Here is a 17798-nt window from a genome sequence, read left to right on the forward strand (position 1 = left end):
TTTGGGTCTGTCCACTTCTGCTCGTAGGAACATCCAATGGCCATCGGCATGCTCGACCGCTTCTTCCGGATCTCCGAGCGCGGCTCCACGCTGCCCCGCGAGATCCGCGGCGGTTTCGCCACCTTCTTCGCGATGGCCTACATCATCGTGCTGAACCCGATCATCCTCGGCAGCGCCAAGGACATGTACGGCCACCAGCTCGACAACGGCCAGCTCGTGACGGCGACCGCCCTGACCGCCGCCTTCACCACCCTGCTGATGGGGGTCATCGGCAACGTCCCGATCGCGCTCGCCGCCGGGCTCGGCGTGAACTCCGTCGTCGCGCTCCAGCTCGCCCCGCGGATGTCCTGGCCGGACGCCATGGGCATGGTCGTGCTCGCCGGGTTCATCGTGATGCTGCTGGTCGCCACCGGACTGCGCGAGCGCGTGATGAACGCCGTGCCCTACGGGCTGCGCAAGGCGATCTCCATCGGTATCGGCCTGTTCATCATGCTGATCGGTCTGGTCGACGCCGGTTTCGTCTCCCGGATCCCGGACGCCGCCCAGACCACCGTGCCGCTCCAGCTCGGCGGCGACGGGCACCTCAACGGCTGGCCGGTGCTGGTCTTCGTCCTCGGCGTGCTGCTGACCCTCGCGCTGATCGTGCGCAGGGTGTCCGGCGCGATCCTGATCTCGATCGTCGCCATGACCGGCCTCGCGCTGATCATCAACGCGGTCGCGGACATCCCCTCCTGGGGCCTGACCACCCCGACCTGGCCGGGCAACCCGGTCGCCACCCCCGACTTCGGGCTGATCGGCGAGTTCAGCCTGTTCGGCGGCTTCGCCAAGGTCGGGGTCCTGACCGGCGTCCTCTTCGTCTTCACCGTGCTGCTGTCCTGCTTCTTCGACGCCATGGGCACGATCATGGGCGTCAGCGACGAGGCGAAGCTGACCGACGCCCAGGGGCAGATGCCCGGCATCAACAAGGTCCTCTTCGTCGACGGCATCGCCGTCGCGGCCGGCGGCGCCAGCTCCTCCTCGGCCACCACCTGCTTCGTGGAGTCCACGGCCGGTGTCGGCGAGGGCGCGCGCACCGGCTTCGCCAACGTCGTCACCGGCGCGCTGTTCGCCGTGGCCCTGTTCCTGACGCCCGTCGCCACGATGGTGCCGTCCCAGGCCGCCACCCCCGCCCTGCTGGCGGTCGGCTTCCTGATCCTGGCCGGCTCGGTCGGGGAGATCGACTGGACCGACCACACGATCGCCATCCCGGCCTTCGTGACGATGCTGATGATGCCGTTCACCTACTCGATCACCAACGGCATCGGGATGGGCTTCCTCACCTTCGTCGTGCTGCGCCTCGCGGCCGGGCGGGCGAAGGAGGTGCCGGTGGCGATGTACGTCGTCTCGGCGGTGTTCGCGTTCTACTACCTGATGCCGGCGCTGGGACTGACGTAGACCGACCCGGGGTCACGAGACCCGTGGCGCGCCCGCCGACCGACCCGTCACGCGACCCTCACCTGACCCGGGGCGAGCGCGCGGGCCGCCGTCACGGCACCCCGTAGAACCGCTCCGTCTCCTCGACGGCGGTCTGGAACCGCTCGTCGAAGTCGTCTCGAACGAGCGTCCGGACCACATAGTCCTGGACGCTCATTCCCCTTTTCGCCGCATGGTCCCGGAGCCGGTCGAGCAGCTCCCCGTCTATCCGCAGGCTGAGCACGCTGGTCCCCATGGACACGAGGGTCACCGCACAGGGGCGGCCGATGCGTCACTTTCCGGAACCGGCTCACCCGTACGGGTGATGTGCGGGGGTCCGTGGCGGGCGTCACGGGTATGGGTGTGTGTCACGGGTGGTCTTTAGAGAGAGTAATGAGTTACGCTAAGGATATGTCGGACCTCAGCCATGGCGACGACGCTGCCGCCGTGAACTCCCTTCGCTCCGCCGTGATGCGGCTGTCCCGTCGGCTCAAGCACCAGCGAGTCGACGAGTCACTGAGCCCGACCGAGATGTCGGTCCTGGGCACCCTCGCTCGTTGCGGCACGGCCACTCCGGGCGAGCTCGCCCGCAAGGAGCATGTGCAGCCGCCGTCGATGACCCGCATCGTCGCGCTGCTGGAGGCCAAGGGGCTGGTCCGGCTGGAGCCGCACCCCGAGGACCGGCGCCAGAAGGTCGTCACGCAGACCGAGCAGGCCGAGGCGATGCTCGAGGAGAGCCGCCGCAAGCGCAACGCCTTCCTGGCCGTACTGACCGAGGGCCTCGACGAGGACGAGTGGGCCAAACTGCGCGCCGCCGCCCCCGTACTGGAGAAGCTCGCCCATCTGTGACCACATCGAGCGGCGGTGGCCGCACCGCACGACGCAAGGAGGCGAACGCTCTTGAGTACGGGAACCGGAGCACATTCCGCACCCGCACCTGATTCCGACCCCACCCCCGCAGATCCCGTCGACGGCCTCCGCGAGAAGCGCCGGTCGTCGATGTTCAGCTCGCTCTCCATCCGCAACTACCGCCTCTTCTTCCTCGGCCAGGTCGTCTCCAACACCGGCACGTGGATGCAGCGCATCGCCCAGGACTGGCTGGTGCTCAGCCTCACCGGCTCCGCCACCGCCGTAGGTGTCACCACGGCCCTGCAATTCCTGCCGATGCTCCTCTTCGGTCTCTACGGCGGAGTCCTCGTCGACCGGCTTCCCAAGCGGCCGACCCTGCTCTTCACCCAGGTCTCGATGGCCCTCACCGGGCTGGCGCTCGCCGCGCTGACCCTCTCCGGGCACGTCCAGGTCTGGCACGTCTACCTCGTCGCCTTCGTCGTCGGTCTCGCGACCGTCATCGACAACCCGGCCCGGCAGTCCTTCGTCGCCGAGATGGTCGGCCCCGACCAGCTCCAGAACGCGGTCAGTCTGAACTCCGCGAACTTCCAGTCCGCCCGCATGATCGGCCCGGCCGTCGCCGGACTGCTGATCACCGGCGTCGGCACCGGCTGGGCGTTCCTGCTCAACGGTCTCTCGTTCGTCGCGCCGATCACCGGTCTGCTGCTGATGCGCGCCCGCGAACTGCATGTCGTCGAGCGGGCGCCGCGCGGCAAGGGCCAGCTCCGCGAGGGGCTGCGCTATGTCGCCGGACGGCCCGAACTGATCTGGCCGATCGTCCTGGTCGGCTTCATCGGCACCTTCGCCTTCAACTTCCCCGTCTACCTCTCGGCCTTCGCCGACGACGTCTTCCACGCGGGCGCCGGCTCCTACAGCCTCTTCAACACCCTGATGGCGGTCGGCTCCGTGACCGGCGCGCTCCTCGCGGCCCGGCGCGGCACGGCCCGGCTGCGGGTGCTGAGCGGAGCGGCGCTGCTCTTCGGCGCACTGGAGATCGTGGCCGCGGCGACACCGTCGCTGTGGATGTTCGCGCTGCTGATGATCCCGCTCGGTGTCTTCGGCATGACGGTCAACGTGACGGCGAACACCAGCATCCAGATGACCACCGAACCGGCCATGCGGGGCCGGGTGATGGCCCTGTACATGATGGTCTTCCTGGGCGGTTCGCCGGTCGGCGCCCCGATCGTCGGCTGGATCACCGACGCCTACGGCGCCCGCGTCGGCCTCGCGGCCGGCGGCACGGTGGCGGCGCTGGCCGCGCTCACCATCGGCCTCGTCCTCGCCAGGGTCGGCGGCCTGCGCCTCTCCGTCGGCTGGAACTCCGGCCACCCGCGCCTGCGGTTCGTCCCCCGGGAGGAAGAGCCGCGCAAGGAGCGGGAGGAACTGGCGGCGGCCGCGTAGGCCGTCGCCCGTACCGCGACCCGCCTCCCGACATGGGCGGACGGGACAGAATGGCGGCATGAGACTCTTCGCCGCCGTACTGCCCCCCGACGACGTCACCGGCGAACTCGCCGAGGTGGTCGACGAGTTGCGGAAGTTCCCCGGCGCGCAGGAGCTGCGCTGGACCGGCCGCCCCGGCTGGCACTACACCCTCGCCTTCTACGGCGAGGTCGACGACGCCCTCGTACCGGAGCTGTCGGTGCGGCTCGAGCGGGCCGCGCACCGTACGGCGCCGTTCGCGCTGGCGGTGCGCGGCGGTGGGCAGTTCGGGCACGGGCGGGCGCTGTGGGCCGGTGCCGAGGGGGACGTGGACACCCTGGGACGGCTGGCCGAGCGGGCCGGGGCGGCGGGCCGGGAGGCCGGCGTGGACCGGGAGGAGCACCGGCGCTACCAGCCGCACCTCACGGTGGCCCGCGCCCGGGACGCGGTGGACGTGGCGGCATACGTCGAGCGGCTGGACGGTTTCACGGGCTCCACCTGGACCGTGGGCGAGCTGGCCCTGGTGCGCAGCAACCTGCCGGTGCCCGGTGTGCCCGGCGAACAGCCCCGCTACGAGGCGGTCGCCTCCTGGCCGCTCGGCGGCGCCGGTTAGGCTCCTTGCCGTGGACCCGAAAACCCGGAACCGGATCATGGCCGGTGCGCTTGTGCTGTTGTTCGTCGCCGTCGCGTTGGCCTCGGCGGTCGGCAGGTAGCGAGGAGAACCGCGCGGGCACCGCCCGTCCGCGGTTCCCCCGCTCCTGACCGGCGGTTCCTACCAGGCGAACGCCTCGGGCGAGGGACCCGGGCCCGGGAAGACCTCGTCCAGACCGCTGAGCACGTCCTGCGACAGCTCCAGCTCCACCGCCCGCAGCGCCGACGCCAACTGCTCCGCGGTGCGCGGGCCGACGATCGGGCCGGTCACGCCAGGCCGGGTCAGCAGCCAGGCCAGCGCCACCTCGCCGGGCTCCAGACCGTGCTTGTCGAGCAGGTCCTCGTACGCCTGGATCTGTGCCCGCTGGGTCGGGTCGGCCAGGGCGTCGGCGGCGCGTCCGGAGGCACGGCGGCCGCCCTGGACCTCCTTCTTGATGACACCGCCGAGCAGTCCGCCGTGCAGCGGCGACCACGGGATGACACCGAGGCCGTAGTCCTGCGCGGCCGGGATGACCTCCATCTCGGCGCGGCGCTCGGCGAGGTTGTAGAGGCACTGCTCGCTGACCAGGCCGATGGTGCCGCCGCGGCGGGCGGCGATCTCCTGGGCCTGCGCGATCTTGTAGCCGGGGAAGTTGGACGATCCGACGTAGAGGATCTTCCCCTGCTGCACGAGGACGTCGATGGCCTGCCAGATCTCGTCGAACGGGGTGTTCCGGTCGATGTGGTGGAACTGGTAGACGTCGATGTAGTCGGTCTGTAGCCGCTTCAGGCTGGCCTCGACGGCCCGCCGGATGTTCAGCGCGGAGAGCTTGTCGTGGTTCGGCCAGGCGGGGCCGTCGGCGCCCATGTACCCGTTGACCTTGGTGGCGAGCACCACCTTGTCGCGCCGCTCGCCGCCCTTGGCGAACCAGTTGCCGATGATCGATTCGGTACGGCCCTTGTTGGCGCCCCAGCCGTACACGTTCGCCGTGTCGAAGAAGTTGATGCCGGCGTCCAGTGCCGCGTCCATGATGGCGTGGCTGTCCGGCTCGTCGGTCTGCGGGCCGAAGTTCATGGTCCCGAGAACGAGCCGGCTTACCTTGAGTCCCGTGCGTCCGAGCTGCGTGTACTCCATGACTCCCTAGCCAACGATGTCGAGTGCGCTCTAGGCAAGTGCCCGCCGGGGGGTCATGGCCCGGGCCGGAGCGTGGCGAACACGACCGGCACGCGGGTACCGTCCGGCGCCTCCCGGACGCCCGCGACATGGCCGACGGCGCCCTCGGGGGCCTCGGTGCCGGGCAGTGGGAGCCGGTGCAGGCGCAGGGCGGTGCCGTCGGGCAGGAGCAGCTCGGTGCCGTCCTCGTCGTCGGTCGCCGTGGCCGTGGAGGGGAGGTCCGCGCGGGAGCAGGAGCGGGTGATGTCGTGGTCGGGGGTGTCGCTGAGGCTCTGGGCCTGCGCCTGGACGCGGCCCTCGACCAGGGCGAGGAGCTGGGCGACCAGCACCGGGTCGTGGCAGCCGTCGTAGGCCCAGCGCTTGCCGAGCACACCGTGTTCCATCGTGCCGACGAGGGCGTGTCCGGCACCGGGGAGCGGGGCGGAGCGGTACGTCAGCGGCACGAGGTAGGCGGCCGGCCTCGGCCCGCTGTCATCGGCGACGACCATGAACTCGATGCCGACCTCGCCCTCCGGATCGTCCAGCCGGAACCCACCGGCCTTCGCCAACTCCGGCGCACCCGCCCCGCCTTCGTACCAGGGACGGGTGGGCAGCCAGGCGGCGAGCAGCTCCAGTTTGGTCGGTGTGACGGTGGTGCGGTGGATGAGCGCCATACGCCGGATTCTGTCAGTCGCGGGGAAACCTGGCGGTGTCGAGGGTCAGGTCGAGGAGGGGCGCGCCAGGGCGCGGGGAGTGTGATGTTCCGACCGGGGTTCTGGTGGTCATGATGTGAGGACGGGTTACCCGTCGGGGGGCGGGTCGGTACCGGGGGCGGGGTGCGGCAGGTGAGAAGGCGTTCTTCTGCGTGGCTGTTGGCAGTACTTTCCGTGATCTTGTGGTTACCGGGTGCGTCCGCGCCGGTGCGGGCGGCGGACGACGATCCGTGCCGCTCCACCGGTCTCGCGGACGCCGAGGTCAGCACCTCGTTGCGGATGGAGCACGACGACACCACGTATACGAGGATCACGGCCGAGCTGAAGATCGACCTTCCCGCCGGCTGGCCGCTCGCGCACGATCTGCTGCTCAGTGCCGACAGCCGGGCGTACATCAGGGCCATGCGCTGCCTCACCGGCGCGGACGACGACGATCCCAACTGGGGTGAGCGGCGCAGCCGGAAGCCGGTGATCACCTCGAAGGGCGGGCGCGTCCGGGTCGACCACGAGGCGTACGGCTGGGTGGACGAGTACCGGGGCAGCACCGTGGTGGGGCTGTGGTCGGTCCAGCCGCGCGGGGTGCACGAGTGGCAGGTGGGCCTTTCGCCACCGCCCGCCCTCCTGGACGCCCGCTGGAACCGGATCGGCCTGGATCCCGGGCGGCCCGGGGTCGAGAGCGCGCAGCCCGAACCCGAGGCGCGCGAGGGTGCGACGGGGGTGGTCTGGCGACCGGGGGAGGGGAAGCCGAACGCCGCGCACTCCTACGAGGATCTCGCCGTGACCGGCATCGTCCGGCCGGCCTGGTGGCGGGCCTGGCCGGCGTGGAGCGCCCATCCGGTCGCGGTGGTCATGGACTTCGTCGGCGCGCTGCTCTGGGGGTCCGTCATCGGCGCGCTGCTGCTGGTGGCGGTACGGCGGTACGGGCGCCGGCCCGGCACCCCGACCGGGTACCAGCTGCGCACGCTGGGCGGTCTGCGGCGCTGGGCCGTGGGCGGTGTGGTCCTGCTGGGGCTCACTCTCGTGAAGGGGCCGGTCGGACGGATCCTGGAGGAGTCGGGAGTGGCCGGCATCGACGCCCTCCAGATGTTCCTGGAGCACGGTGCTGTTGTGGGGTGCGCCCTCGTGCTTCTCCACCTGGCCCGTCCCGGGCCGCGCGTCAAGCGGCTGGCCTACGTGTTCGTCGTCGTCGACGCGCTGATGTTCCTGGCCATGCTGTCGGTGATGGGGTCGGGGACGCTGCCGTTCTCCTGGGGCCCGTACACCGACGAAGACGCCGGGGTCGCCATACAGGCTGTCGACTCGATGTGTCTGGTGGCCCTGCTGCTGCTGGCCGCCGTCCTGGCCGCCTGGCGGCTCGCGTCCGAAGGACGGCTGCTGCCACCGAGCCGTCGCCGCCCCGGACACGACCGTCGGCTGCGGCTCCGGGTCGCCGGGCCGGCCGTCCTCGCCGCCACCCTGTTCATGGCCGTGTGTCTCGCGCTGACCGAGGAGCGCAACTGGCAGCAGGCCAGCTGGCTGATCGACCCTGCCGACTCCGGGTACGGCGTGCAGCACCGGTGGGACTTCTTCTGGGAGGCACTGTGGTCGGTCTCCTACGTCAGTGACTGGCTGCTGTCCACGAACGGCTGGTGGCTCACCAGCCTGGCCGTGATCGCCGCACTGCGCGCATGGCACAACCCGGCCGCCCTCTCCCCACTGGACGACCCGGCCGACCGTGTCCTCCTCCTCGCGTTCTTCCCGCTCACCGTCGGCCTGGACACCCAGAACCACCTGGACAACTCGCTGCTGGAGTTCCTCTGGCCGCCCCTGTACATCCTGGCCCTGTACGGCATCACGACCGCCCTGGCCCACCGGTCCGTGCTGGCCCAGCCGTTCGAGATCTCCCGTCGGCCGCTGTCGACGGTGGCCGGCCCGGCGGGGCGCCGGAGGCTGCTGGCCAAGGCGCGCTCGTACCGCGAGATCCACGCCGAGCTGCGCCGCCTCGACCAGGGGCTGTTCGGCGACGTACCGCCCAAACGGGAGGACCTGGAGCGGCGGTTGGTCAGGCTGCACGAGTGGGCGGTGAATCCCGCGCGCAACGCGGCGCCCGACCGGCTGCCGGCGAGGGTGTCGGTCGTCGACGCCGCGCTGGCGCTGGGGCCGCGCGACGACTGGTGGGGCAACGGGGTGCGCGGCGCCCGTCTCGCGCTCGTCCCGGGGATCCCGGCCGCCGTCCTCAACACCTGGTCGCAGGGCGTCCGGGGCGAGGGCTGGCGGAACACCTTCACCGAACTGCTCGGCTTCCCCGGCCTGGTGTCCACCCTCGTCTCCTGGACCGTGACCTTCGCCGGGGCGGGCTTCGTTCTCGGCGCACTGTGGCGGGTGCTGCCCGGACGCCGGGGCGCGGTCAAGGCCCTTCCGGTCGCCGCCGCCTTCGCCCTGCCGGTCGGGGCCGACGTGCTCGTGGCACGCCTCCTGCGGGAGAGCGCGGCCAATCTGGCGCTGCACGTGGTGACGATGCTGTTCGTGTTCACGGTGACCGCGATCATGCTGGACCTGGACACCTTCGGCGGCGAACGGCGTTACTGGCAGAGCCGGTTCGGGCTGCTCCTGTCCGTCTACCAGATGCGCTACTACTCGCTCCAGGTCGCCTACCTGATCGGCCAGGTGATCGCCATCATCACCATCTGGCAGTTCTTCGCCGAACCGGACTCCCTGCCGGGCGGCGGCGAGTCACCACCGCCACCGAACGACGGCGGTGGCTGAGCTGCCGACGGGCGGGCGTCGGTCGCGGGGCCCTCGGGGTGGTCCGCTCAAGATACGCACGGTGACGAGGACACGAGGAGAGACGCAGATGCCCGACGACCCGACAGGCCCGCTCGTGGGGCTGTTGCACCGCCTCCTCGGTGGCAACGTCCTCGGCATCCACCTCCACGGCTCCGCCGTGCTCGCCGGGCTCCGGCCGCACAGTGACGTCGATGTGCTGGTTGTGGTGCGGGACGGGCTGCCAGGCGATCAACGGTCGGTGCTCGTGCGGGAGTTGATGAAAGTGTCCGGGGGGCCTGGGCGGCGGCCCGTCGAGCTGGTCGTGGTGCGGCATCGCGCCGTGCGTCCCTGGCGGTATCCGCCCGCGTGCGAGTTCCTGTACGGGGAGTGGCTGCGGGAGGAGTACGAGCGCGGGTACGTGCCCGTCCCCGGGCCCATGCCCGATCTCGCGCCGCTGATCACGATGGCCCGCGACGGCGACACGTCCCTGTACGGTCCGTCGCCCCGGGAGCTGCTCGATGCCGTACCGCCCGCGGATCTGCGGAGGGCGATCGCCGCGGGCGTGCCGGAGCTGCTGGCCGAGCTGGGGACGGACACCCGCAATGTGCTGCTGACCCTCGCGCGGATCCGCACCACCCTCGCCACCGGGGCGATCGTGTCGAAGGACGCCGCCGCCGACTGGGCGCTCCCGCGGCTGGCACCCGGGCTCCGGGCCCCGCTGGAGTGGGCCCGTGCGGGGTATCTCGGGGTGGAGGTGGGGGCGGCGCCGGAAGGGGTGGCGGGGTGCGCGGAGGCGCTCGTGCGGGGGATGGGGGAGCAGGGAGCCTAGGCGGCTCCGCCGTCAGCGACCCTGCCGTCAGCGACCCCGCCGTCAGGAGCAGCCGGCTCAGTCGGTGCCGCCCTCGTACGGGCCGCCCATCCCCCACCCCTGGTACAGCGCCTCCGCGAACGTCTCCGCGATCTTGTGCTCGCCGTACGCGTTGGGGTGGGTGCCGTCGTAGGTGTCCGTGTCGACGTCGTACGCGTGCGGGGTGGACGCCAGGAGGAGGGGGGAGCGGGGTTCGTCCAGGTCGGCGACGGCCTTGGCCAGGAGTTCGTTGAAGGCGGTGACCTGGGTGGCGAAGGCGGGGTCCGAGGTGGCGCGGATGTTCGGGATCACCGGGAGGATCGCCATGCGGATCTTCGGGCGGGCGGCGCGGGCCTCGGCGACGAAGGCGCGCACGTTCTCCGCGGTCTGCTCGGCGTCGGTGTAGAAGCCGAGGTCGATCAGGCCCAGGGAGACCAGCAGGACGTCCGCGCGGTACTGCCGTACCGTCTCGCCGATCAGCGGGGCCATGTGCTGCCAGCCCTCGCCCCAGCCGGCGAGGTGGGCGGTGGGGAAGCCGGGTTCGGCGTAGGCGTACGAGACCGGCTCGCCGGCCGCCTTGTCGTAGAGCGTGTCGCGGGGGCCGACCAGGGCGAACGGGCCGCCGTAGGTCTCGCACAGGTGCCGCCACATCCGGTAGCGCCAGGTGTGGTCGCCTGCGCTGCCGATGGTCATGGAGTCGCCTACGCACATCAACCTGAGCATCCGCACATGATGGACGATCGGCGCGACGGGCGGGGTGTGAGGCCCACCACGCGGCCCGGAACGGGCGGTGGCGCGGCACGGACGGCGCCCGGAACCGGCGGGTCGCGCGGCAGGGACGGCGCCCGGAACAGGCGTACGAGGTGGCAGTCTTGGGGCATGCGCCGACCCGCAGTCCTTCTCGCCGCCGTCCTCCTCACGGGGGCGCTCGCCGTGCCGCCCGCCTCCGCCGCCGACGGCGACGACGGATTCACGATCAAGGACCCGCGGATCACCGAGTCCAGCGGCCTCGCCGCGTCCCACCAGCACCCGGGCATCTACTGGACCCACAACGACAGCGACGACGGCGCCTTCCTCTACGCCGTCGACAGCGCCACCGGCGAGACCGTCGCCACCCTCACCCTGACCGGCGTCGGCACCCCCCGGGACGTCGAGGCCATCTCCATCGGCCCCGACAACCAGATCTACGTCGGTGACATCGGCGACAACCTCGGCGGCACCTGGGACCACGTCTGGATCTACCAGCTGCCCGAGCCGAAGGAGCTGAAGGACCGGACGATCCGGGCCACGCAGTACGTCGTGAAGTACTCCGACGGCGCCCGCGACGCCGAGTCCCTCGTGGTGCACCCCAAGACCGGGCGGGTCTACATCGTCGACAAGAACAGCGAGGGCGGCCGTCTGTACGAGGGCCCCGCGCAGCTCTCCCCCTCCGGCACCAACGTCTTCAGGCCCATCGCCGACGTCCCCGACCTGGAGGCCACCGACGCGGCCCTGTCCCCGGACGCCCAACACCTCGTGGTCCGCAGCTACTTCGGCGCGATCGACTACGACTGGAACGGCGGGAAGATCAAGAAGCTGGAGCGGCTGAGCGTGCCCACCGGCTTCGCGCAGGGCGAGTCCGTCACGTACACCGCCGACGGGAAGAAGCTGATGTACGGCGCCGAGGGCGAGGACAGCCCGGTGCTGCCCGAGGACGCGCCCGGCGCCTCCGGCGAGGGCTCCGGCTCCTCGTCCGGGAGCAGCGGTTCCTCGTCCGCGGGGGAGGACGGGGGCGGCGGGCGGAACCTCTCCGTCGGCGCGGGCGCGCTCGCCGTGGCCGTCGTGGGCCTGCTGCTCCTGGGGATGCGCAGGAAGCGGCGCCAGGGCTAGGCGCTAGGCGTCCCCGGGGCCGGGGTCACAGGGTCGGACCGTCCCTCCGGGGGCCCGTTCCGCTTCTCCAGCATCGCCTCCAGGCCGTCCAGGATGCGCTGGAGGCCGTACTCGAAGTGGTCGAAGTCGCGGGCCCAGGTGTTGTCGTCCAGGGACGCGATGAGCGGGAAGCGGCCGGTGGACAGGACCTTCTCCAGGACCGGCACCTGGGCCTCCCAGAACTCGTCGTCGGTCAGGCCGGTGCGGTGCTCCACCTCCGCCTGGTACACCTGCGAGCGCACCGCCCCGACGACATAGCTGTCGACCAGGATGATCGCCGAGACCAGCTCGCGGTCGGGCAGGCCCATCGGCTTGATCAGGGACAGCACCTGCTCCATGCCCTCGAGTGCGCTCGGGCCGAGGATCGGGCGGGACTGGTTGACCTGGAGCAGCCAGGGGTGGCGGCGGTAGAGGGCGAGTGTGGTGCGGCCGAGCGCCTCCAGGGCGGAGCGCCAGCCGCCGTCGCCCAGCTCGGCCGGGTTCCCGGAGGGGCGCTGGACGCGGTCCAGCATCAGGTCGAGCAGCTCGCCCTTGCCGGGGACGTACCGGTACAGCGACATCGCGCCGGTGCCGAGCTCGGCGGCGACGCGGCGCATCGAGACCGCCTCCAGCCCCTCGCCGTCCGCGACCCGGACGGCGACTTCCACGATCCGGTCGAGTGTGAGCCCCGGTTTGGGGCCCCGGCTGGGCCGGTGGCCGGTCTCCCAGAGCAGTTCGAGGGTGCGGGCGACGTCTCCGCTGCCACTGGATTCCGTACCGCCGCCGGCCTTCTTGCCACTCGTCATACGGCTCAGCTTAGTTGTCCGGAGAAAAATTGGGTACGGCGTACGCGTAATCGGGTACGCTGTACTCAGTTAGGCGATGACGAGTCGGACGACGAGTCACACGACCAAGGGGGCACAGCCATGGGCGGATACGCGGTGAAGGCCGAAGGGCTGGAGAAGCGGTACGGCGAGAAGCGCGCACTGGACGGCTTCGACCTCGTCGTGCGCGAGGGCACCGTGCACGGACTGCTCGGTCCGAACGGCGCGGGCAAGACCACCGCCGTACGGATCCTGTCCACGCTGCTCAAGCTGGACGGCGGACAGGCCACGGTCGCCGGTCTCGACGTGGCCCGGCAGCCGCGCGAGGTACGCGCCAGGATCGGCCTCACCGGGCAGTACGCGGCGGTGGACGAGGTGCTCACCGGCCGGCAGAACCTGGAGATGTTCGGCCGCCTCTTCCACCTCGGTGGCCGCCGCGCCCGCAGCCGGGCCACCGAACTGCTGGAACAGTTCGACCTCGCCGACGCCGGCGACAAGGGCGTCGGCGGCTACAGCGGCGGTATGCGGCGCCGGCTCGACCTCGCCGCCTCGATGATCCTCGCCCCGGCGGTGCTCTTCCTCGACGAGCCGACGACCGGGCTCGACCCCCGCAGCCGCGGCGAGGTCTGGGAATCCGTACGCGCGCTGGTCGCGGGCGGTACGACCGTGCTGCTGACCACGCAGTATCTGGAGGAGGCCGACAAGCTCGCCTCCCGGATCACCGTCATCGACCAGGGCCGGTCCATCGCGGACGACACCCCGGACGGACTGAAGAACCTCGTCGGCGGCGACCGGATCGAGGTCGTCGTCGCCGAGCGGTCCGACATCGCGCGGGCCGTGAAGGTGGTCTCCCGGGTCTCCGACGGCGAACCCGAGACCGACGAGACCGAGTTGCGCGTCCACGCTCCGGTCACCGACCGGGTCTCCGCCCTCACCGACGTCGCCCGCACCCTCCAGGAGGAGGGCATCCACGTCGAGGACATCGGGCTGCGCAGGCCCAGCCTCGACGACGTCTTCCTGCGTCTGACCGGACACCGCACCGAGAAGGAGAACGCGGCATGACCACCGTAGACGTGACCGAACTGCCTGTTCGCGGCACCACGTACTGGCTGCTCTCCGACGTCTGGAACATCGTCCGGCGCGGCCTCACCCACTACCGGCGCCAGCCCGTCAACATCGCCTGGCAGCTGGGCTTCCCGATCCTCTCCGTCCTGCTCTACGGCTATGTCTTCGGCAGCGCGATGAAGGTGCCGGGCGGCGGCAACTACCAGGACTTCCTGATGCCGGGCATGTTCGTGATGACCATGGCCTTCGGCTTCATCAACACCGCCACGGTCATGGTGTACGACTCCACCAAGGGCGTCATCGACCGGTTCCGCTCGATGCCGATGTCCTCGTCCGCGGTGGTCGCCGGACGCGGCGTGACCGATCTCCTCGTCGCCTGCGCGGAGTTGGCCATCATGATGCTGACCGCCCTCGCCATGGGCTGGCGGCCGGACGGCGGCCTCGGCTTCCTCGCCGCGTTCGGACTGCTGCTGTGGCTGCGGTTCTCGCTGATCTGGATCGGCGTCTGGCTGGGGCTGCTGGTGCCGAACCCGGAGGCCGCGGGCGGGCTGTTCGCGGTGGCCTTCCCGCTCACGATGATCTCCAGCATCTACGTCGCCCCGCAGCTGATGCCGGACTGGCTGGGCTGGGTCGCCGCCTGGAACCCCATCTCCTCCACGGCCGCCGCCGCCCGCGAACTCTTCGGCGCGCCGGGCGCCGCCGGGGACTCCTGGATCGAACAGCACGCCCTGCTGATGTCGGTGGCGTGGCCGGTGGTCCTGACGGCGATCTTCCTGCCGCTGGCCGTTCGGCGATTCCAGAGGCTCAGTCGGTAACCCCCTCCAAGGGGCAGGGCAGCGCGCGAAGCCCGAGTCTCGGGGAGCAACACACCAGGGCGAGGGAGAGGAACGCGGGGCGTTCGAGGTAGTAGCCGAGCGACACGTCCCCGTGCCACCTCAGTCGTGCCTCCACCGAGCCGACGACGGCGGTCAGCCGGTCGAGGTCACGCTGGTCGCCGGACGCGAACCGGGGGGCGTACTCGGCCAGCCGGTCGCGGAGCCACGCCGCGGCGTCCCGCGGGTCCGCCCAGGTGCCCCGCACCTGGGCGGACGGTTTCCGCAGCCAGTTCCGTGTCTCCAGCGGAGGCAGATCGCAGGTCGGGAACGCGGCCGCCACCTCCCGGTACCGCTGGACCAGTTCCGGCCGCCCGCCGGGCGGCGGCGGGTCGGGACACGGGGGCCGCCGCAGCGCTTCCTGGTCGAAGCGGTCCTTGGGTCCGGTCCACACATAGCCGTGATGATGATGCACCAACTGCCCTTCTCCGTGCGCCCTCCCCGGCCGGGGAGGGCGTGACCCCCGGTGGGGTCACTCAGAGGGCAAGGCCGAACCGGGCCGGGTCGATCCCGGCCACGCGAAGCTCCGCCGAGGTGAACCGCAGCGGCTCGGTGCCCGGACGTTTGCTGTCCCCGAGGGCCCAGGCGCCGTCGCCGATCCTGGCCAGGGTCACGCACGATTCGCCGTCGGGGTGGGTGTTGCCCCCACAGACCCTCACGAACGAGGCCCCGCTGAGGTCGAGTGCGTACAGGTCGATGCCGTTCGCCATGACGTCCGCCTTCCTGCTCGGTTGATGGGGAGTTCGGGACGACCGTAGGGAGCGGGAGGGCGGGTACGGGGAGAATATTCGCCGTTATTCTCGCGCGGTCACTCTGGATGCATGGACATTCACTCAGAGAGACGGGCAGGGTGATGGGGCAACATCATCTAGGGCCAGGGGAGTTGCCGTTCATGGTGCGTAGGTTGCGGTTCAACGGGACGGGGAGTGGCGAGGACGGGTGTCCGTCCGTGCACGAGGACCTGGACAGCGGGGAGGTGATCGTTCACGGTCCACCGCTCACAGACCCTGAGGACGTCGCGCAGCTTCAACGTCTGTCGGAGGGGGAGGTCGCCGTTGTGGTACCGCGTGATGTCCTGGTGGACTGGACCCCGAAGGAGAGGACGAGGCAAGTGCGGACAATTGGGCTGGAGGAGTTCGGCGGCCTGTTCGGCAAGTTCGAGCACACTGCGTGGCGCTTAGAGACGCGTCGGCGCTACGCAAGTGACGAAGGCACCGAGACGTACCGGCAATTCGTGGAGACGGGCAAAGCCAACTGGACGTACGACCACCCGTTTTGCCAGACGATCCTTAAGCAAACGGCTGAGGGTAAGCGTGTTGAGCGGGTGCGCATCGTGGATGAGTCGCCGACCACCGGCCAGCTCTATCTCCTCGACAACGCGAAGCGGAACAGCGGCATGGGCGAGGACATCCGCAACCTGTGGCGTGCCGACGCCGAGCGACTGACCCTCCCCGCTGAGGACTTCTGGCTGTTCGACAGCCGCCTCGTCGCGCTCCTTCAGTTTGATGACGACGACCAGCTCACCCACGTGGACCTCATCACGGAACCGGCGGAGGTGGTGCGTTGCGCCATGATCCGGGATGCTGCATGGCACCACGCCGTACCGTGGCAGAAATTCACCGCGGAGATGCACGGCGACGCGTAGGAGCCTGAACGGGAACCGGTGAGCACGGACTATCAGAGAGCACGCGCAGAACTGGGGCACAGGCTCAGGGAGTTACGCGTTGAAAGCCCTGATGGCCGGCTCACCGGTACCGAGCTGGCCAGGCGGCTGGGGTGGCCGCAGTCGAAGGTCAGCAAGCTGGAGAACGGCAGACAGACCCCCACGGGCGAGGACCTCCAGGCGTGGGCAGAGGCCGTGGGCCGGCCCGCTGCGTTCGGGGAATTGCACGCGCGACTCAAGGGTTTCGAAAGCCACATCCGTTCCTGGCGGCGCAAGCTGGCGGCGGGGCACGGTCCAGTACAGGAGGAGTGGAACACCCTCGTCGCAGAGTCGCGGACGTTGCACGTCTGGGACACCTTCGCCGTCAACGGCATGCTCCAAACCGCTGACTACGCCCGCAGTCTCTTTGAGCGCTACGCGGAATTCCGTGGCACTCCACGGGACGCGGAGAACGCGGTGCGAGCCCGTATGAAGCGACAGGAATGGCTGTATCGGCCGGGTAAGCAGTTGTGCACGCTCATGTGGGAGGGAGCGCTAAGGGCTCACGTATGTCCGCCGCACGTGCTCGCAGCTCAGCTTGACCGACTGCTCGGGGTCGTAGGAATGGACACCGTCCATCTGGGAATCGTGCCCTGGGATGCAGCGTTGGATCTGCCGCCAGGAAACGGGTTCTGGATCCTGGACGACCGGCTGGTGACGGTCGAAGATTGGCACGCTGCGCTCTGGCTCGACGATGCTGAAACGATCGCTCTGTATCGCCGGGTCTGGAACACCTTCGCCGAAGCCGCCGTCTACGGCCCCGAAGCCCAGCAGGTCATCGCCCGCGTACGGCGCGGTATCAAGGTCTGAGGACGTACGCCCGTACGACGTCGTCGGACGTCTCCCAGCGTGGCTCCCGTGCGGGAGGCTCGCACACCCAGCACTCCTCGTCCCGCGGGAACGCCAGCCGGTAACCGGCCGCGCGGGACCGCCGTGCCCAGCGGCGCCAGCGGGCGGCGTACGGGTCCGGCAGCCGCCACACGTACGGGTCCGGCGTCCGTACCTCGCCGGCGAGGTCCCGGTCGTCGTCCACCGGCCGGGGCCGCCCCAACAGTCCCGCGACCGCGTCATAAAGCCGTCGGAACATGGGCCTCCGTCCTCGTCCCGGTGAGCGCGAACCGGGCCCACACGCACTTCGTGTACGGGCCCTGCCGGTGGCCCCAGGCATCGGCCAGCAGCCCCACGAGCGCCAGGCCGCGTCCGTTCTCCTCGTCCGGGGCGGAGGCGTGGGGCAGGGGGAGTCTGTCCCTGTCCGGGTCCGAGACCTCAAGCAGCAACTCGGTACCCAGGTGCGTCAGCGTGACCCTGACCTCGGCGGACGGCACCCGGCAGTGGGTCACGGCGTTCGTGACGAGTTCGTTCGCCAACAGGGTCACGGTGTCGGCGAGTTCGCCGGTGACGCCCCAGTCGGCGAGCGCCTTGCGGACCCGGTTGCGGGCGGTGGGCACGTGCCTTCGCTGTTTGGGGATGCGGAAGGTTTTGGTTTCGGACACGAGATGCCGTACCTCCTGACGGAGCGTCAAGGGCGCGCCGGTTGCTGGCGTTGCCTGTGAGGCTAGGGCCCCAACAGGCAATTCAGCAACATGAAAGTCAGCATGCAT

The 17798-nt window shown here is 70.5% G+C and carries 20 protein-coding genes; 11 read left to right on the forward strand and 9 right to left on the reverse strand.

Annotated elements, in window-relative coordinates; all coding sequences use genetic code 11:
* Positions 1–36: 36 nt before the first annotated feature.
* Positions 37–1434 carry an NCS2 family permease gene (locus tag ACIQAC_RS27985; RefSeq protein ID WP_402195449.1) on the forward strand — a complete coding sequence of 466 codons (1398 nt, stop codon included), beginning with the start codon at positions 37–39 and terminating at the stop codon, positions 1432–1434.
* 91 nt (positions 1435–1525) lie between these two features.
* Here ACIQAC_RS27985 and ACIQAC_RS27990 read toward each other — a convergent pair whose 3' ends face one another.
* Positions 1526–1708, reverse strand: coding sequence for a ribbon-helix-helix protein, CopG family (locus ACIQAC_RS27990; protein WP_402195451.1), 183 nt, complete (start codon positions 1706–1708; stop codon positions 1526–1528).
* 155 nt (positions 1709–1863) lie between these two features.
* Between ACIQAC_RS27990 and ACIQAC_RS27995 the strand changes: the two genes are divergently transcribed.
* Genes ACIQAC_RS27995 through thpR form a run of 3 tightly spaced genes read left to right on the forward strand, consistent with a single transcriptional unit; the run spans position 1864 to position 4372 of the window.
* The gene (locus ACIQAC_RS27995) at positions 1864–2301 is read left to right on the forward strand and encodes a MarR family winged helix-turn-helix transcriptional regulator (protein WP_402195454.1); all 438 of its coding nucleotides are present in this window, start codon (positions 1864–1866) and stop codon (positions 2299–2301) included.
* 51 nt (positions 2302–2352) lie between these two features.
* On the forward strand, positions 2353–3741 hold the full coding sequence (locus tag ACIQAC_RS28000; RefSeq protein WP_402195456.1) for an MFS transporter: 1389 nt from the start codon (positions 2353–2355) through the stop codon (positions 3739–3741).
* 58 nt (positions 3742–3799) lie between these two features.
* Complete coding sequence (gene thpR, locus ACIQAC_RS28005; RefSeq protein ID WP_402195459.1) at positions 3800–4372, forward strand: RNA 2',3'-cyclic phosphodiesterase; 573 nt, start codon at positions 3800–3802, stop codon at positions 4370–4372.
* Positions 4373–4531: 159 nt separating this feature from the next.
* Here the strand turns inward: thpR and ACIQAC_RS28010 are convergent, their stop codons facing one another.
* Together ACIQAC_RS28010 and ACIQAC_RS28015 are read right to left on the reverse strand one after the other, a co-directional pair.
* Entirely contained in the window at positions 4532–5524 is a 993-nt protein-coding gene (locus ACIQAC_RS28010; protein WP_402195461.1) for an aldo/keto reductase, read from the reverse strand.
* A gap of 53 nt (positions 5525–5577) precedes the next feature.
* Positions 5578–6216, reverse strand: a complete 639-nt coding sequence (locus ACIQAC_RS28015; RefSeq protein ID WP_402195463.1) for a 1,4-alpha-glucan branching protein — start codon at positions 6214–6216, stop codon at positions 5578–5580.
* 213 nt (positions 6217–6429) lie between these two features.
* Here ACIQAC_RS28015 and ACIQAC_RS28020 point away from each other — a divergent pair, with 213 nt between their 5' ends.
* Both ACIQAC_RS28020 and ACIQAC_RS28025 read left to right on the forward strand, forming a co-directional pair.
* A complete protein-coding gene (locus tag ACIQAC_RS28020; RefSeq protein ID WP_402195464.1) occupies positions 6430–9000 on the forward strand; it encodes a DUF6185 family protein in 2571 nt (856 codons plus the stop codon).
* 88 nt (positions 9001–9088) lie between these two features.
* The gene (locus tag ACIQAC_RS28025; protein WP_402195466.1) at positions 9089–9829 is read left to right on the forward strand and encodes an aminoglycoside adenylyltransferase domain-containing protein; all 741 of its coding nucleotides are present in this window, start codon (positions 9089–9091) and stop codon (positions 9827–9829) included.
* A gap of 57 nt (positions 9830–9886) precedes the next feature.
* Here ACIQAC_RS28025 and ACIQAC_RS28030 read toward each other — a convergent pair whose 3' ends face one another.
* Complete coding sequence (locus tag ACIQAC_RS28030; protein ID WP_402195468.1) at positions 9887–10570, reverse strand: SGNH/GDSL hydrolase family protein; 684 nt, start codon at positions 10568–10570, stop codon at positions 9887–9889.
* A 156-nt stretch (positions 10571–10726) separates the two neighbouring features.
* Between ACIQAC_RS28030 and ACIQAC_RS28035 the strand changes: the two genes are divergently transcribed.
* Positions 10727–11716 carry a WD40 repeat domain-containing protein gene (locus ACIQAC_RS28035; protein WP_402195471.1) on the forward strand — a complete coding sequence of 330 codons (990 nt, stop codon included), beginning with the start codon at positions 10727–10729 and terminating at the stop codon, positions 11714–11716.
* Here ACIQAC_RS28035 and ACIQAC_RS28040 read toward each other — a convergent pair.
* Positions 11713–12540, reverse strand: coding sequence for a TetR/AcrR family transcriptional regulator (locus tag ACIQAC_RS28040; RefSeq protein WP_402195472.1), 828 nt, complete (start codon positions 12538–12540; stop codon positions 11713–11715). The two genes, ACIQAC_RS28035 and ACIQAC_RS28040, sit on opposite strands and share 4 nt — an antisense overlap.
* A 120-nt stretch (positions 12541–12660) precedes the next feature.
* On the opposite strand from ACIQAC_RS28040, the gene ACIQAC_RS28045 reads away from it, so the two are divergent.
* Complete coding sequence (locus ACIQAC_RS28045) at positions 12661–13620, forward strand: ATP-binding cassette domain-containing protein (RefSeq protein WP_402195475.1); 960 nt, start codon at positions 12661–12663, stop codon at positions 13618–13620.
* Entirely contained in the window at positions 13617–14438 is an 822-nt protein-coding gene (locus ACIQAC_RS28050; RefSeq protein WP_402195476.1) for an ABC transporter permease, read from the forward strand. The genes ACIQAC_RS28045 and ACIQAC_RS28050 overlap by 4 nt, the downstream gene beginning before the upstream one ends.
* Here ACIQAC_RS28050 and ACIQAC_RS28055 read toward each other — a convergent pair.
* Both ACIQAC_RS28055 and ACIQAC_RS28060 read right to left on the reverse strand, forming a co-directional pair.
* Positions 14428–14910: a hypothetical protein gene (locus ACIQAC_RS28055; RefSeq protein WP_402195479.1), complete on the reverse strand. Its 483-nt coding sequence runs from the start codon at positions 14908–14910 to the stop codon at positions 14428–14430. The two genes, ACIQAC_RS28050 and ACIQAC_RS28055, sit on opposite strands and share 11 nt — an antisense overlap.
* A gap of 61 nt (positions 14911–14971) precedes the next feature.
* Positions 14972–15205, reverse strand: a complete 234-nt coding sequence (locus ACIQAC_RS28060) for a DUF397 domain-containing protein (RefSeq protein WP_402195481.1) — start codon at positions 15203–15205, stop codon at positions 14972–14974.
* Between the two features lie 182 nt (positions 15206–15387).
* Between ACIQAC_RS28060 and ACIQAC_RS28065 the strand changes: the two genes are divergently transcribed.
* Complete coding sequence (locus tag ACIQAC_RS28065) at positions 15388–16140, forward strand: DUF6879 family protein (protein WP_402195482.1); 753 nt, start codon at positions 15388–15390, stop codon at positions 16138–16140.
* A gap of 18 nt (positions 16141–16158) precedes the next feature.
* A complete protein-coding gene (locus tag ACIQAC_RS28070) occupies positions 16159–17007 on the forward strand; it encodes a helix-turn-helix domain-containing protein (protein WP_402195483.1) in 849 nt (282 codons plus the stop codon).
* Here the strand turns inward: ACIQAC_RS28070 and ACIQAC_RS28075 are convergent.
* Positions 16997–17284 (reverse strand): hypothetical protein, encoded by a 288-nt coding sequence (locus ACIQAC_RS28075; RefSeq protein WP_402195485.1) that lies wholly within the window; start codon positions 17282–17284, stop codon positions 16997–16999. The two genes, ACIQAC_RS28070 and ACIQAC_RS28075, sit on opposite strands and share 11 nt — an antisense overlap.
* The gene (locus ACIQAC_RS28080) at positions 17265–17690 is read right to left on the reverse strand and encodes an ATP-binding protein (protein WP_402195486.1); all 426 of its coding nucleotides are present in this window, start codon (positions 17688–17690) and stop codon (positions 17265–17267) included. The genes ACIQAC_RS28075 and ACIQAC_RS28080 overlap by 20 nt, the downstream gene beginning before the upstream one ends.
* Positions 17691–17798: the final 108 nt, after the last annotated feature.

The organism is Streptomyces sp. NPDC088387 (assembly GCF_044753385.1).
GTDB lineage: Bacteria > Actinomycetota > Actinomycetes > Streptomycetales > Streptomycetaceae > Streptomyces.

Bases quoted from the DNA above. Each gene is read 5' to 3' on its own strand.
- ACIQAC_RS27985 (WP_402195449.1), top strand. From the start codon at position 37: ATGGCCATCGGCATGCTCGACCGCTTCTTCCGGATCTCCGAGCGCGGC.
- ACIQAC_RS27990 (WP_402195451.1), bottom strand. From the start codon at position 1,708: ATGGGGACCAGCGTGCTCAGCCTGCGGATAGACGGGGAGCTGCTCGAC.
- ACIQAC_RS27995 (WP_402195454.1), top strand. From the start codon at position 1,864: ATGTCGGACCTCAGCCATGGCGACGACGCTGCCGCCGTGAACTCCCTT.
- thpR (WP_402195459.1), top strand. From the start codon at position 3,800: ATGAGACTCTTCGCCGCCGTACTGCCCCCCGACGACGTCACCGGCGAA.
- ACIQAC_RS28010 (WP_402195461.1), bottom strand. From the start codon at position 5,524: ATGGAGTACACGCAGCTCGGACGCACGGGACTCAAGGTAAGCCGGCTC.
- ACIQAC_RS28015 (WP_402195463.1), bottom strand. From the start codon at position 6,216: ATGGCGCTCATCCACCGCACCACCGTCACACCGACCAAACTGGAGCTG.
- ACIQAC_RS28025 (WP_402195466.1), top strand. From the start codon at position 9,089: ATGCCCGACGACCCGACAGGCCCGCTCGTGGGGCTGTTGCACCGCCTC.
- ACIQAC_RS28030 (WP_402195468.1), bottom strand. From the start codon at position 10,570: ATGCTCAGGTTGATGTGCGTAGGCGACTCCATGACCATCGGCAGCGCA.
- ACIQAC_RS28035 (WP_402195471.1), top strand. From the start codon at position 10,727: ATGCGCCGACCCGCAGTCCTTCTCGCCGCCGTCCTCCTCACGGGGGCG.
- ACIQAC_RS28040 (WP_402195472.1), bottom strand. From the start codon at position 12,540: ATGACGAGTGGCAAGAAGGCCGGCGGCGGTACGGAATCCAGTGGCAGC.
- ACIQAC_RS28045 (WP_402195475.1), top strand. From the start codon at position 12,661: ATGGGCGGATACGCGGTGAAGGCCGAAGGGCTGGAGAAGCGGTACGGC.
- ACIQAC_RS28050 (WP_402195476.1), top strand. From the start codon at position 13,617: ATGACCACCGTAGACGTGACCGAACTGCCTGTTCGCGGCACCACGTAC.
- ACIQAC_RS28060 (WP_402195481.1), bottom strand. From the start codon at position 15,205: ATGGCGAACGGCATCGACCTGTACGCACTCGACCTCAGCGGGGCCTCG.
- ACIQAC_RS28065 (WP_402195482.1), top strand. From the start codon at position 15,388: ATGGTGCGTAGGTTGCGGTTCAACGGGACGGGGAGTGGCGAGGACGGG.
- ACIQAC_RS28075 (WP_402195485.1), bottom strand. From the start codon at position 17,284: ATGTTCCGACGGCTTTATGACGCGGTCGCGGGACTGTTGGGGCGGCCC.